General features: G+C 43.1%; 12 protein-coding genes. 11 read left to right on the top strand and 1 reads right to left on the bottom strand.

The window, feature by feature from the left end; translation table 11 throughout:
* Positions 1-248: 248 nt before the first annotated feature.
* Complete coding sequence (dld, locus tag F3J02_RS16500; RefSeq protein WP_167251012.1) at positions 249-1,955, top strand: D-lactate dehydrogenase; 1,707 nt, start codon at positions 249-251, stop codon at positions 1,953-1,955.
* A 59-nt stretch (positions 1,956-2,014) separates the two neighbouring features.
* On the opposite strand, the gene F3J02_RS16495 is transcribed toward dld, so the two are convergent.
* On the bottom strand, positions 2,015-3,229 hold the full coding sequence (locus F3J02_RS16495) for an aromatic amino acid transaminase (protein ID WP_151869740.1): 1,215 nt from the start codon (positions 3,227-3,229) through the stop codon (positions 2,015-2,017).
* Positions 3,230-3,682: 453 nt separating this feature from the next.
* Here F3J02_RS16495 and F3J02_RS16490 point away from each other — a divergent pair, with 453 nt between their 5' ends.
* The 10 genes from F3J02_RS16490 (at position 3,683) to F3J02_RS16445 (ending at position 14,313) form a co-directional block, all read left to right on the top strand.
* The gene (locus F3J02_RS16490; protein WP_033133717.1) at positions 3,683-4,393 is read left to right on the top strand and encodes a GntR family transcriptional regulator; all 711 of its coding nucleotides are present in this window, start codon (positions 3,683-3,685) and stop codon (positions 4,391-4,393) included.
* A complete protein-coding gene (prpB, locus tag F3J02_RS16485) occupies positions 4,386-5,270 on the top strand; it encodes a methylisocitrate lyase (protein ID WP_167251010.1) in 885 nt (294 codons plus the stop codon). The genes F3J02_RS16490 and prpB overlap by 8 nt, the downstream gene beginning before the upstream one ends.
* 159 nt (positions 5,271-5,429) lie before the next feature.
* Positions 5,430-6,587, top strand: a complete 1,158-nt coding sequence (gene prpC, locus F3J02_RS16480) for a 2-methylcitrate synthase (RefSeq protein WP_004656677.1) — start codon at positions 5,430-5,432, stop codon at positions 6,585-6,587.
* Positions 6,587-9,205, top strand: coding sequence for a Fe/S-dependent 2-methylisocitrate dehydratase AcnD (acnD, locus tag F3J02_RS16475; RefSeq protein WP_167251008.1), 2,619 nt, complete (start codon positions 6,587-6,589; stop codon positions 9,203-9,205). Before prpC ends, acnD begins: the two co-directional genes overlap by 1 nt.
* Positions 9,206-9,400: 195 nt before the next feature.
* Positions 9,401-10,582 carry a hypothetical protein gene (locus tag F3J02_RS16470; protein ID WP_167251006.1) on the top strand — a complete coding sequence of 394 codons (1,182 nt, stop codon included), beginning with the start codon at positions 9,401-9,403 and terminating at the stop codon, positions 10,580-10,582.
* 156 nt (positions 10,583-10,738) lie between these two features.
* Positions 10,739-10,882, top strand: coding sequence for a zinc ribbon-containing protein (locus F3J02_RS16465; protein WP_004637424.1), 144 nt, complete (start codon positions 10,739-10,741; stop codon positions 10,880-10,882).
* A gap of 127 nt (positions 10,883-11,009) precedes the next feature.
* Positions 11,010-11,585 carry a DUF4126 domain-containing protein gene (locus F3J02_RS16460; protein ID WP_167251004.1) on the top strand — a complete coding sequence of 192 codons (576 nt, stop codon included), beginning with the start codon at positions 11,010-11,012 and terminating at the stop codon, positions 11,583-11,585.
* A 42-nt stretch (positions 11,586-11,627) separates the two neighbouring features.
* A complete protein-coding gene (locus F3J02_RS16455) occupies positions 11,628-12,329 on the top strand; it encodes a hypothetical protein (protein WP_167251002.1) in 702 nt (233 codons plus the stop codon).
* A 72-nt stretch (positions 12,330-12,401) separates the two neighbouring features.
* Positions 12,402-13,289, top strand: coding sequence for a DMT family transporter (locus F3J02_RS16450; RefSeq protein ID WP_167251000.1), 888 nt, complete (start codon positions 12,402-12,404; stop codon positions 13,287-13,289).
* A gap of 571 nt (positions 13,290-13,860) precedes the next feature.
* Entirely contained in the window at positions 13,861-14,313 is a 453-nt protein-coding gene (locus tag F3J02_RS16445; RefSeq protein WP_167250998.1) for a hypothetical protein, read from the top strand.
* Positions 14,314-14,404: the final 91 nt, after the last annotated feature.

Here is a 14,404-nt window from a genome sequence, read left to right as displayed (position 1 = left end):
GTGCTAAACGTCACTTACAGCCTGCGTGGTATTGGTAAGATATTGTTTTTGCAATGCAACTTGAAAAATGGATACAGTGAACAGGTTCTGTAAGTGACAATGCCTTTGGTTACTTTGGGCAAAACCAAAGTAACGGAATGAGTTACTTCCATCATAACCTATATACCGTAAGACCCTGCCGTGCTGATCTAGTTTTAGCGTGCATAAGATATAGCTCGATTTTATATAGATGATCCAAAGGAGCCATCATGCAAATATTTTCTCCCAAAGTGGTGATTGATCGTTTACAGCAGATTGTTGGACGTCAGCATGTGCTGAGTGATGATCAAAGTACTCGCCAGTATCGGCAAGGTCGTCGTTTTGGTGAGGGCAAAGTCTTTGCAGTGGTCATCCCAGGCACCTTGCTGGAACAATGGCAGGTGCTACAAGCCGCCATCGAAGCAGATTGTATTGTCATCATGCAAGCTGCCAATACAGGACTGACAGGCGGTTCAACACCCTATGGTGATGATTATGACCGTCCTGTATTAGTGATGAGTACGCGCCGTTTAAAAGGCATTCAGGTCATCCATGACGGCAGGCAGGTGATTTGTTTGCCGGGGGCGACTTTGGATAATCTGGAACAGCTACTGAAAGGCTATGATCGAGAGCCGCATTCGGTGATTGGCTCGTCTTGTATTGGCGCTTCGGTATTGGGTGGGGTCTGTAATAATTCAGGCGGTGCCTTGGTACGTCGTGGACCTGCTTATACCGAATTGGCACTATATGCGCAGGTCAATGCCCAAGGTCAGCTGGAATTGGTCAATCATCTGGGTGTGAATTTAGGCTCAAGTCCTGAAGAAATCCTGACCCGTTTAGAGCAGCAGCGCTATCAAGCCACAGATATTTTAGATGATGCTGAAAAGCAGGCATCTGATCAACGTTATGCGCAAGATGTCACTCAAGTCGACGCTGACAGTCCGGCTCGTTTTAATGCTGATCCATCGCGTCTGTTTGAAGCTTCGGGTTCGGCAGGTAAAGTCTGTGTGTTTGCAGTGCGTCTTGATACTTATGAAAAGGTAGAGAGCAGCGTATTTTATATTGGTACAAATGATGCCGATGATCTGACTGCGATTCGTCGCTATTTACTGACTTCATTGCCAAGCTTGCCGATTGCAGGGGAATATATTCACCGCAATGCTTATCATATTGGCGAAAAATACGGTAAAGATACCTTCCTGTTTATTGAAAAATTTGGTACAGCCAATGTGCCGAAAGCCTTTGCTCTTAAAGACAAGATCGATGGTTTTTTAGAAAAATTTAAAATCAAAGGACTGACCGATCATATTCTACAAGCGGTCACTTCATTGTTACCGAGCCATTTACCGAAGCGAATGACCGAATATCGTGATCATTATGAACACCATCTGATGTTGCGAGTTGAAAATAATTGCAAAGCCCAGACCGAGCAATTTTTACAGGACTATTTTGCGGTACATGCATCAGGTAATTTCTTCCTTTGTGATGCTGCGGAAGGACGTAAAGCCTTTTTGCATCGTTTTGCGGTGGCAGGTGCAGCGATTCGTTATCGTGATACCCATCGGGATGAAGTCGAGGATATTGTAGCCTTGGACATCGCCTTACGTCGTAATGATCGTGAATGGGTGGAGCAACTGCCTGTGGAAATGGAACAGCAGATCATTCATAAACTTTATTATGGGCACTTTTTCTGTCATGTCTTTCATCAGGATTACATTCTTAAAAAGGGCAACGATCCTTTAGCGATGGAACATCAGATGTGGCATTTGCTGGATGCCCGCCGTGCTGAATATCCTGCCGAGCATAATGTCGGTCATCTGTATATTGCCAAGCCTGCATTGGCAAATTTCTATCAAAAGCTTGATCCGAATAATTGTTTTAATGTCGGGATTGGACAGACCTCTAAATTGAAGTATTGGGGCAAGTCCAAGACCTAAATTTAAATAAAGTAGGCAATAAAAAAGGCGCTTCAAGCGCCTTTTTTATCTGTTACAACTTAAGCTGTTGCAGCAGATTTTGCTAAAACTTCAGCGACTGCTTTGGCAACTTTGTATACGTTGTTCATGTTCAGGCCTGCAACACAGATACGACCACTGCGTACCAAGTAGATTGCATATTCTTCACGTAGCGTATCCACTTGCTCAGCGGTTAAACCAGTATAGCTGAACATGCCTTTTTGATTCACAAGGTAGCTAAAGTCACGCTCAGGAAGGGCTTTAGTTAGCTCATCTTTCAAGATGCTACGCATTTTGATAATACGTTCACGCATCTCTTTGACTTCGCCTTGCCATTGTTGATTGAGATCAGCATCATTTAACACTTGATCAACCAACCAAGCACCTGTTGTAGGTGGGCTAGAGTAAATACGACGTACCGTTGCTTTTAACTGACCGAATGTGCATTTTGCTGCTTCTGCATCATCACATACGAAAGTCAAACCGCCAACACGCTCACCGTAAAGTGAGAAGATTTTAGAGAACGAGTTGCTGACAATAAAGTTCAGACCCGCTTGGTCTAAGGCACGAATAGCGTAGGCATCCTGTTCCATACCATCGCCAAAACCTTGGTACGCGATGTCGAGGAATGGAATCAGGTTACGTTCTTTTAATACCACAATCACTTGATCCCATTGGGCTGGGTTCAAGTCTGCACCTGTTGGGTTGTGGCAGCATGGGTGCAATAACACAATGCTTTGTTCTGGCAATGTTTTCAGGGTAGACAACATCCCATCAAAATCAACGCCACGTGTTTCAGCATCGAAGTACGGGTAGAAGTTGCTCTTGATGCCTGCACCATTGAAGATCGCAACATGGTTATCCCAAGTTGGCTGGCTGACCCAAACTTCTGAATTCGGGAAGTAGGTTTTTAAGAAGTCTGCGCCGACTTTCAATGCACCAGAACCACCAAGCGTTTGAATCGTAGCAACACGACCTTGCTGAATTGCTGGGCTATTTGCACCAAACAATAAGGCTTGAATTGCATCACGGTAAGGTTTGAAACCTTCCATTGGTAAATAAAGCTTGGTTTGTGTGTTTTTAGGTGCAATACGTTTTTGCGCTTCGATAATGGTATCAAGCTGAGGAACGATACTGTCTTCGTTATAGTACAAACCAATACTGAGGTTTACCTTTTCAGCACGTGGATCAGCATTGAACTGTTCCATCAATGAAAGGATTGGATCGCCTGCATAAGGTGGGATATGTTGAAACATTAACAATGTCCTTTTCTTCAACAAAGTGCATAGATGTCTGGAGAGGTTGGCGCTTCAGAAGCGGAACCTTTGATGCCCAATAATGTATCAATAAAGACTGCATGAAGCACGCTGTTATTTACATTTTGGTGCAGTATTTACTTACAAAATTTGTCGGTACAAGCTGATTATAAAGATTGTCTACAATCAAGCTGTCATACCATGGTCGTAGCATTAACAGTCTAAGGCTGCTCAGCCGATAAAAGCTCAGGGTTGAGTGATGATTGCAAACATTATTAACCTATTGTTTTATCTATTTTTATATAAGATTTTTGGCAGTGTTTTGAGAATCAACAGAGTGATCACAATGCAGTAGAATTGAAAGCACCAGTCTAATTTATTGTCGACAATCCTATTGCATTTTTTCTTTTATCTGGTTATAAAATCATAAAAATTGTAGAGATTGTCGACAATATGCAAGATACCCTTGTTCCTCAAGCCCTCAGCACAAGTCAGGGAATGACCCTGACGGAACACGTATTTAAGCAAATTCAGTCGGCGATTGTATTGGGACATATTCCTGCGGGCAGCAAGATTTCAGAACCTGAGCTGGCACGTATTTATGGCATTAGTCGTGGTCCGTTACGGGAAGCGATTCATCGTCTGGAAGGGCAGAAACTGGTGGAGCGAACTGCGCATGTCGGTGCACGCGTGGTGTCATTGTCACTACAACAGTTTCAAGAACTCTATCAAATTCGTGCTTCTTTAGAAGGCTTGGCTTGTAGACTTGCAGCACAGCATATTGATAAAAAACAGATTCTGGCCTTGCGTGATGTATTGCGCATGCATGCCGAAGATGAAAACTTTAAAGCAGGTAAAGGCTACTATCTGCAAGAAGGTCAGGACGACTTCCATTACTGCATTATCAAAAGCAGTGGCAATAAAACCTTAGAAAAAATGTTATGCGATGAGCTGTATCACCTCATCCGTATGTATCGAATCCAGTTTTCAAATACCCCAGACCGACCAAGCAAAGCTTGGGACGAACATATCCGCATATTAGATGCGATTGCTGAAGGTGACGGTGAACTTGCCGAAATGCTGATGCACCGTCACATCAATGCATCTTACAAAATTGTTGAGCAAACATTGCTGCAAAATCAAGGAGAACAACAACATGGCTAAACAGTCTGCTGGTCAGCTATTCCGCGACGCGGTCGCAAATGAAAAACCATTACAAGTAGTGGGTGCGATCAATGCCAACCATGCGTTATTGGCAAAACGCGCAGGCTACAAGGCGATCTATTTGTCAGGTGGTGGTGTTGCGGCTGGTTCTTTGGGCTTACCTGATTTGGGTATCAGTAACCTTGATGATGTATTGACAGATGTACGCCGTATTACTGATGTCTGTGACCTGCCATTATTGGTCGATGTCGACACGGGTTTCGGTGCTTCTGCCTTTAATATCGCGCGTACCACCAAGTCGATGATCAAGTTCGGTGCTGCTGCGATGCATATCGAAGACCAAGTCGGCGCTAAGCGTTGCGGTCATCGTCCGAATAAAGCCATCGTGACTCAACAAGAAATGGTCGATCGTATTAAAGCTGCGGTCGATGCACGTACCGATGACAGCTTTGTGATTATGGCACGTACTGATGCACTGGCGGTTGAAGGCTTACAAGCGGCAATTGACCGTGCGGGTGCTTACATCGAAGCGGGTGCGGACATGCTATTCCCAGAAGCGATCACTGAATTGGCTATGTATAAGCAATTTGCAGATCTGACCAAAGTACCTGTTTTAGCCAATATCACCGAATTTGGTTCTACGCCATTATTTACCACTGAAGAATTGGCTTCTGCCGATGTCAGCATTGCGCTGTATCCACTTTCTGCATTCCGTGCCATGAATAAAGCCGCAGAAAATGTCTATGAGACCCTGCGTAAAGAAGGCACACAAAAGAATGTGGTCGATACCATGCAAACCCGTCAGGAGTTGTATGAACGCATTAACTACCATGCGTTTGAACAATATCTTGATGGAACTTTTGCGAGGAATAAATAAGTCAAACAATCTCCCCTAACCCCTCTTTGAAAAAGAGGGGAATCACCTAAATCTTGGATGATCTAGGGTTGGTGGGAAGTCCCTCTTTGGAAAGAGGGATTGAGGGAGATTAAGAACTTTATAAGTTTTAACCTAAGGATATATAAAAAGGACAATCTTATGAGCAGTAATGAAACTCCAACAGGCTTCAAACCAAAAAAATCAGTTGCACTCAGCGGACAAGTGGCAGGCAACACTGCGCTGTGTACCGTAGGCCGCAGCGGCAACGACTTACACTACCGTGGCTATGACATTCTCGATCTTGCGGTCGGTAGCCAATTTGAAGAAGTGGCACACCTTCTTGTACACGGCAAACTTCCAAACAAAGCCGAACTCAAAGCCTATAAAGCAAAATTAAAAGCACTACGTGGCTTACCTGCAGCATTGAAAACCGCCCTTGAGCAACTACCACCATCTGCACACCCAATGGATGTGATGCGTACTGGCGTATCTGTACTGGGTTGTTTAACCCCAGAACATGAAGACCATAACGAAGCAGGCGCAAAAGACATCGCTGATAAATTGATGGCAAGCCTAGGCTCAATGTTGTTGTACTGGTATCACTTCAGCAACAACGGTCGTCGTATCGAAGTTGAAACCAATGATGACTCGATTGCTGCGCATTTCTTGCATCTCCTACATGGCGAAGCGCCATCGGAAGAGTGGATTCAAGCTATGCACACCTCTTTGATTCTGTATGCAGAGCATGAGTTCAATGCATCAACCTTTACTTCACGTGTGGTGGCAGGGACAGGTTCAGACATGTACTCGGCAATCACAGGCGGTATTGGTGCGTTACGTGGCCCTAAACACGGTGGCGCGAACGAAGTAGCGTTTGTGATTCAGCAACGTTATGACAATGCCGATGAAGCAGAAGCCGACATCCGTAGCCGTGTTGAGAAAAAAGAAGTGGTGATCGGTTTTGGTCACCCAGTCTATACCGTTTCTGATCCACGTAATGAAGTGATCAAGCAAGTGGCGCGTGAACTTGCTGAAGCGCAAGAAAATACCAAGATGTATGTGATCGCTGAACGTTTAGAAGCCGTGATGAAAGAAGTGAAGAACATGTTCCCGAACCTCGACTGGTTCAGTGCGGTGAGCTATCACTTGATGGGTGTCCCAACGGCAATGTTCACGCCATTATTCGTGATTGCACGTACTGCGGGTTGGTCTGCACACGTGATCGAACAACGTCAGGATGGCAAAATCATTCGTCCAAGCGCGAACTATACTGGCCCTGAAAATCTTGAATTCAAACCATTGGCGGAGCGTGGTTAATGAACACAAAATATCGTAAACCGCTGGCAGGTACCCAGCTCGAATACTATGACGTGCGTCAAGCCGTTGAAGATATTCAGCCAGGCGCATACGAAAAGCTGCCATACACCTCGAAAGTACTGGCTGAACAGCTTGTGCGTAAAGCGGATGCCGAGAATTTAACGGCCTATTTAACTCAGTTGATCGAACGCCGTCAGGATCTCGATTTTCCATGGTATCCCGCACGTGTAGTCTGTCACGACATTTTGGGTCAAACCGCATTGGTGGATCTTGCTGGTCTGCGTGATGCGATTGCCGATAAAGGCGGTGATCCTTCCAAGGTCAATCCTGTGGTACCAACGCAGTTGATCGTAGATCACTCTTTGGCAGTAGAATTCGGTGGTTTTGACCCTGATGCATTTGAGAAAAACCGCGCAATCGAAGATCGCCGTAACGAAGACCGTTTCCACTTTATTGAGTGGACCAAAACAGCCTTTAAAAACGTCGATGTGATCCCTGCGGGCAACGGCATCATGCATCAGATCAACTTGGAGAAAATGTCTCCAGTGATTCAAAATCGTGATGGCTTGGCTTTCCCTGATACTTGTGTCGGTACCGATTCACATACCCCACATACCGATGCGCTTGGCGTGATTTCAGTCGGTGTCGGTGGTTTGGAAGCTGAAAACGTCATGCTCGGCCGCGCCTCTTGGATGCGTCTGCCAGACATCATCGGGGTTGAGTTTGTTGGTCAGCGTCAAGCGGGTATTACTGCAACGGATATCGTGTTGGCATTAACCGAGTTCTTGCGTAAAGAGCGTGTAGTCGGTGCATATTTAGAGTTCTTCGGTGAAGGTGCTGACAGCATGTCTGTGGGCGACCGTGCCACTATCTCAAATATGACGCCTGAATATGGCGCAACTGCGGCAATGTTCTATATCGACCAGAACACGATTGATTATTTACGTCTAACAGGCCGTGAAGATACGCAAGTGGCGTTGGTTGAGCAATATGCCAAAGAAATTGGTCTTTGGGCATCGGATATGACTCAAGCTGAGTACCCACGTGTACTTCGTTTTGATCTTTCAACAGTGACGCGTAACATTGCAGGCCCATCAAACCCGCATGCACGTGTCTCAACTGCTGATTTGAAAGCAAAAGGCATTGCAGGGAATTTGGATCTTGCCAAGGCACAAGAAGCTGAAGGTTTAATCCCTGATGGTGCGGTGATTATTGCTGCAATTACCTCTTGTACCAATACCTCTAACCCACGTAATACCGTTGCTGCAGGTTTATTGGCACGTAAAGCGAATGAGTTGGGCTTGGTGCGTAAACCTTGGGTGAAATCTTCATTTGCACCGGGTTCTAAGGCAGCTGCGCTGTATCTTGAAGAAGCAGGTGTGTTGGGTGATCTTGAGAAACTTGGTTTTGGTATCGTCGCCTATGCATGTACTACGTGTAATGGGATGTCAGGCGCACTTGATCCTGTGATTCAACAAGAAATCATTGAGCGTGACTTGTATGCGACTGCCGTGCTTTCGGGCAACCGTAACTTCGATGGTCGTATCCATCCATATGCAAAACAAGCGTTCTTGGCATCTCCGCCACTGGTAGTGGCGTATGCGATTGCAGGAACCATTCGTTTTGACATCGAAACAGATTCGCTCGGAAATGACAAAGACGGTAATCCAATTTACCTGAAAGATATCTGGCCTTCGGATGCTGAAATTGATGCACTTGTGAAAGAAGCAGTGAAGCCTGAACAGTTCCGTAAAATCTACATTCCGATGTTTGATTTGGGGGTCAATGAAGAAGCAGCAAGCCCGCTGTATGATTGGCGTCCAATGAGTACCTATATCCGCCGTCCTCCGTATTGGGAAGGGGCGTTGGCTGCACCACGTACTTTAGCCAACATGCGTCCGCTTGCGATCTTGGGTGACAACATCACTACCGATCACTTGTCTCCATCGAATGCGATTGTGCTAGACAGTGCTTCTGGTGAATATTTGGCGAAAATGGGTGTGCCTGAGGAAGACTTTAACTCTTATGCAACCCATCGTGGTGATCACTTAACCACGCAACGTGCAACATTTGCTAACCCGAAATTGTTTAATGAAATGGTGGTTCGCTCAGACGGCACCATTAAGCAGGGTTCAAAAGCGCGTGTCGAGCCTGAAGGCGAAGTGATGCGTATGTGGGAAGCGATTGAAACCTACATGAACCGTAAGCAACCGTTGATCATTGTGGCGGGTGCGGATTATGGTCAGGGTTCAAGTCGTGACTGGGCAGCGAAAGGTGTACGTCTTGCAGGTGTTGAAGCGATTGTTGCCGAAGGTTTTGAGCGTATTCACCGTACTAACTTAGTCGGTATGGGTGTGTTACCGCTTGAGTTTAAAGCTGGTGTAAACCGTAAGACCTTAAAGCTAGATGGTACTGAGCTGTATAGCGTGATTGGTAATATTGCGCCACGTTCGACTTTAACTTTAGTGATTGAACGTGCCACAGCGGATGGTAAGGAAGAGATTGTTGAAGTGCCTGTGACCTGTCGCTTAGATACAGAAGAAGAAGTGTCTGTATATGAAGCGGGTGGGGTATTACAGCGTTTTGCACAAGACTTTTTAGAAGGTCAGGTGGCGTAAATAGAGATTGTTACTTTATTTAGGAAAAGCTCTATCATTTTGATAGAGCTTTTTTAATGCATTTAATCATTTTTTAATACTTTAAGTTATAAGTCATTTTGGGTTTTATTTAACACTTTTTTTAGTTTCTTTGAATGGCTTCCTGTTCTAGATTATACTGCCGCGAATAAATAAACTACTAAGGTTATATAGATAATGTCATTTGAAAAAAATAAGTTAGGAAAAATAATATTCCCATTATTTTCTGCCATTTTTCTTACTGCATGTGGCGGTGGAGGTGGTGACAATTCGAATAAGAGCGCAAACAATTCAACTGAACAACCTGAGACAAAACCTGAGACAAAACCTGAGACAAAACCTGAGACAAAACCTGAGACAAAACCTGAGACAAAACCTGAGACAAAACCTGAGACAAAACCTGAATATATTCTGCTGAAAGGTAATGCTCGTGCTTATGGGAATGTTTTGGATAACGTCAAGTTGAATGTCACAGCAAAATGTGTAAATGATACTGGCTTTAAGAGTACAGTAATCAGTGATCTTCATGGGGCATGGTCAGGTGAAGTAGAGCAAAAACAACTTCCATGTAAATTAAAAGTTGTTTCAGCAAAAGATACTTATTATTCTTATGTTTTTGATAAAGATACCTTTGTAAATATTAATCCTATAACTACCTTGGTGGTTGCTTTGGCATCTCAACAAAAATCTGAAGATTGGTTTAATTCCAAACTTATATTTACTAAAATGGATCTAAATAAAGCAAGTGAAGCGATAAAACAAGAATTAATTAAAAAAGACTATGCTATTGATCAAGATCTAAATTTAATCACAGATGATGTGATGAGCAATAGTTCTTATTATTCGGGATTAAGTAAATTGGAAGAAGCAATTCATGGCGAAACTAGATTTGCAAAATACTCTGACTTAGTCGATTTAGTAGCGAAAGGGCAACTCAGTGCAATTCCAGCAATACCTGAGGATTATGCACGTTTAAAAATTAATTATCAGGCTTGTGCCGGAGAGCAGTATCAAGGGAGTACCAAAATATTGACACATTGTTCTTCAGGCTTATTACCTGATTTTAAGTCTAAAAAATTAAGACAAAAAGATAAGCAGGTTTGTGAAATTCAAAAGACAGGAGATCTGCTTTCAATTAAAAGTGGTCAAGCCAATTATCAAGTTAAAATAAATCAGCAAGAAAATGACAAAATTACAGATGGTTATCCAGTGATGAATACCTTATTACTTGCCGAAGGAAATCAGCGAGTAGAAATTCTTTTCCAATATGATTTACTTGTTATGGCGGCTGCATATCACGTAGATAGTAAAGGAAGTCAGAGTGATCTTATTTCTTGTGATGGCATATATACAAGATAATGAGATCTTGTCGAAGGGGGGAGATAAAGCTTCTCATAGAGTATAAATGATAGTTTTCACCTTTCCGCCATCACCACTTGTCGGAAAGGTCAATAAATAATCAAAACTATCACGCTATAGTATATATACCATTTCTAAAATCTATGGAGAACAAAGATGGTAACTGCTGGCGAAAAACCTGGAACAGGCTTCTATTTTTGTGTTCAATGCGGACACCGCACCTATTTAGAAATTGGTACTGATCGTTTACCTCCGTGTACCAAATGCCTTGGCAATCAATTCAACAGTAAGAATGCCTAAGCCGCAAAATACCAAACAGTTACCCACTGTTTGAATAAAAGCCCTATCCCTTGATAGGGCTTTTTGTTACCTTAAAAATAAGATTTAAATAACAAGACCTGTCATAGGCATAGAAAGGTAATCCGTGATGGAAACGATTTTAGGACTCTGTATTGGCGTTGGACTCAGCGCAGCCTGTGGTTTTCGTGTCTTTGTACCGCTATTGGCGATGAGCATTGCTACCCTTATGGGATGGTATCAACCTGCCCAAGGCTTTGAATGGTTGGCACTTCCATCGGTGTGTATGGCACTGGGTTTTGCCACGATTTGTGAAATAGCAGCTTACTATGTGCCATGGGTAGATAACCTATTAGATACCATCGCTACACCTGCGGCTGTGGTGGCAGGTACGCTGACCACAATGGCGGTCAGCAGCGGCGAAATGTCCCAGTTTGCGACTTGGGCCGCTGCATTGATTGTTGGTGGTGGAACCGCAGGTGTGGTGCAAATGAGTACCGTAGCGGCACGTGGGGTTTCGACAGCAACCACAGGTGGACTGGGTAATTTTGTGATCTCGACAGGTGAGTTGATTGGCTCGGTCGTATTATCGATTTTGGCCTTTATCATGCCTGTGGTGATTACGGTCTTGGTGATTATTCTTATTATTGTTGCAGCACGTTGGATTCATGCAAAACGCCAAGAGCAAGTAAGCCATTCTATATAAATGCAATAACTCCGATAACAGCCTGAATGATGAAATAAAAAGATGATAAAGACTCGACTCATTGCACTAATCTTGGCTTGCTCAAGCCTATCTATACTTCCGCAAACAGCCTTTGCCCAAGAACAACCATCGGCAGAAGAACTGAAACTCCGCAAAGATAAAGTCACTTATAGAGCCTATATCCCTGCAAAATATCAACTGTTTGAAGCGATTGAAGGCGATCTCAATAAAGATGGTCTGAAGGATGTGGTACTGATCGTCAAAGCCACGGATCCCAAAGCCTTTGTGGATGATGAATATCGTGGGCATTTAGACCGCAACCGCCGAGGTGCAATTGTATTACTCAATGAAAAAGGCAAATACAAAGCTATTGTCAGCAACCTCAACTGTTTTAGCTCAGAAAATGAAGATGGTGGTGTCTATTTCCCGCCTGATCTATGGATGGAAATTAAAAATAACGTATTAAGTGTTTATTATTCGCATGGACGTTATGGCTATTGGCGTTATCTATTCCGCTTGGAAGGCAATGATCTACGCCTGATTGGCTATGATGATTCAAGCAATCATGGTCCCTTGATTCAAAGCCAAACCAGCATTAACTTTTTAACAGGTAAAAAAGTTGTTCGTGACAATTTACGCCAAGACCCAGAACAAGATCCAAGGTTTAAAGAAACATGGAGCAAAATCAATCAGGCGCCGATCTATCTGTCCAAAGTGAAAGACTTTAATGATTTAAGTTTTTAAGCCATGGCGACTATCGAAAAAACAGCCAGAACCGCGTAAATTAGCGGCACTGATAATATTGCGTTCAAGCTTATGATGATCACTTGGATTCTGTTCACCCTCATGGCTGCATTTATGCAGGCTTGGCGCAATGCATTTCAAAAACAACTCAGTACGAGCGTGGATGTCTATGGCACCACACTGGCGCGCTTTATCTTTTCACCGATCTTTGCCTTTAGCTATTTAGCCTTTCTCTATTGGCATCAACCTGTCACAGCCCCTGTGCATTTTTCCGATAAATTCTGGCTGTATATCGTGATTGCGGGTATTAGCCAAATCTATGCGACTGCCTTGATGGTGAAACTATTTCAACAAAAGAATTATGCCATTGGTGTCGGACTCGCCAAAAGTGAAGCGATCTTGGCGGCCTTGGTCGGTGTACTGTTCTTACAGGAACATCTCAGTACATGGGGTTGGATCGGGGTAGTGATTGGAGGGCTTGCAGTATTCTTACTGAGTAAAGGCAAGCAACAGTCCGATCTGTCCTTTAAAACCTTGATGATTGGGTTGGGTAGTGGGCTTTGTTTTGCCATTACTTCTTTATTGGTACGTGAAGCCAGTTTAGAGCTGAGCATGTTGCCATTCTTACACCGTGCTGCATGGGTGCTGTGTAGTTTGATCAGCTTTCAATGCATCGTATTACTGGTCTATCTCGGATTTTTTAGCCGACCGACTCTTTATAAAATGTGGCAACGGGTTGGCTTAACCTTAAGAGTGAGTATCTGTAGCTTTTTGGCTTCAGTCGGTTGGTTTAGTGCCATGAGTATGCAGACCGTGGCGATAGTGAAAACACTGGGGCAGGTGGAAATTCTATTTAGTCTATTAATCTCGGCTTTCTTTTTTAAAGAAAAACTCGCTAAAACCGATCATTTAGGTCTGTGGCTGGTGATTGTGGCAGCGATTATGGTGATTTGGGCTTAGATGAGAAGGTATTTTGGAAAAAATACACATGTAAATTTGAATTTGTCGGAATAAAAATCTTGGTTTTTTATTGGATGTGGTAAATATTTTAACTTTTAAAATAAATTATGCAAAATTATTTCATTGATCTTTGAAAATAGCTATTTTTAGGAAAACAATCCCACCGTGATCTGCCTAAACTATGTCTCAAGGGTGTGAAAGGGATCGAAAAGAGTAGCATGCACCGACGCTTATAAAGCAAGTGTGTACGAACCCAAAAGGTCTCGATTCGGCTTAGGACGCTATAGATCAAAAGTTTATAGGCAAAGGTTATGGCTTACAAAGTCATAGGTGTTGAAGTAAACAACCTCTGTTTTCCCTTGATACCCTAAAAAATTTAATTGAATAGAACATCAATAATTCGGTCAAAATAATAAAAACTAGATCAAGAAAATTAAAAATGAGTGTGAAACCAATCCTGTAATCTTCATATTATGAATATAAATCGATATTTTTATATTAAAAAACAAAGTGATATAATTAGTTTTATATTAATAAATCAAAAAAATCACAGTAATAGGTCAGTACCATCATGAATGAGTTCGAGCTTAAAGTCCGCTATCCACATCAAATGAATCATAATGACATCGATCATGTCGGTCGCTTTGATTTGGCAACGATTTTAACCAAGTTTGATGAGATGGCTTGGCGTCAGCAGTTGGTTCGTCAATTACAACTCAATGGTGCGGATACCAGTTTTATTGTCAGCGATCATCAGACAGAACAGACCATTTCCATTACCCTTGATGCCTATGCCAAGTCACAGCAACTAGAATTTAAGCTGGACAGTGATATTCCAGTCATCATTCCTAAAAAAGATCTATTTGGCTTGGTTACGCGCAAAAGCAAATACAGCATCTCATTTAAACAGCTCAGCCTTGCTCGGGCAAAAGACTACCTGATTGCCTTCCTCAATCGAGATATTGAAAGCTTAGAACAGCGCTACAAAGAAAATCTAGGCAAATCACTCAAAACACCATCTTAATTTGCCTTAAGACATCATCTGAATCAGTGTTTGCGAAACTATTTGGAATATCTATAATCACTGCTGCTTCTGTCTTTGCTTGATTTGTTTA

Origin of the sequence: Acinetobacter sp. Tr-809, from assembly GCF_011753255.1 — a bacterium.
Taxonomy (GTDB): Bacteria; Pseudomonadota; Gammaproteobacteria; order Pseudomonadales; family Moraxellaceae; genus Acinetobacter.
Note: the sequence above shows the minus strand (reverse complement) of the source record. Positions and strands in the feature narration are given on the sequence as shown.

Coding starts and splice junctions, on each gene's coding strand:
- dld (WP_167251012.1), top strand. CDS start 249: ATGCAAATATTTTCTCCCAAAGTGGTGATTGATCGTTTACAGCAGATT.
- F3J02_RS16495 (WP_151869740.1), bottom strand. CDS start 3,229: ATGTTTCAACATATCCCACCTTATGCAGGCGATCCAATCCTTTCATTG.
- F3J02_RS16490 (WP_033133717.1), top strand. CDS start 3,683: ATGCAAGATACCCTTGTTCCTCAAGCCCTCAGCACAAGTCAGGGAATG.
- prpB (WP_167251010.1), top strand. CDS start 4,386: ATGGCTAAACAGTCTGCTGGTCAGCTATTCCGCGACGCGGTCGCAAAT.
- prpC (WP_004656677.1), top strand. CDS start 5,430: ATGAGCAGTAATGAAACTCCAACAGGCTTCAAACCAAAAAAATCAGTT.
- acnD (WP_167251008.1), top strand. CDS start 6,587: ATGAACACAAAATATCGTAAACCGCTGGCAGGTACCCAGCTCGAATAC.
- F3J02_RS16470 (WP_167251006.1), top strand. CDS start 9,401: ATGTCATTTGAAAAAAATAAGTTAGGAAAAATAATATTCCCATTATTT.
- F3J02_RS16465 (WP_004637424.1), top strand. CDS start 10,739: ATGGTAACTGCTGGCGAAAAACCTGGAACAGGCTTCTATTTTTGTGTT.
- F3J02_RS16460 (WP_167251004.1), top strand. CDS start 11,010: ATGGAAACGATTTTAGGACTCTGTATTGGCGTTGGACTCAGCGCAGCC.
- F3J02_RS16455 (WP_167251002.1), top strand. CDS start 11,628: ATGATAAAGACTCGACTCATTGCACTAATCTTGGCTTGCTCAAGCCTA.
- F3J02_RS16450 (WP_167251000.1), top strand. CDS start 12,402: ATGATGATCACTTGGATTCTGTTCACCCTCATGGCTGCATTTATGCAG.
- F3J02_RS16445 (WP_167250998.1), top strand. CDS start 13,861: ATGAATGAGTTCGAGCTTAAAGTCCGCTATCCACATCAAATGAATCAT.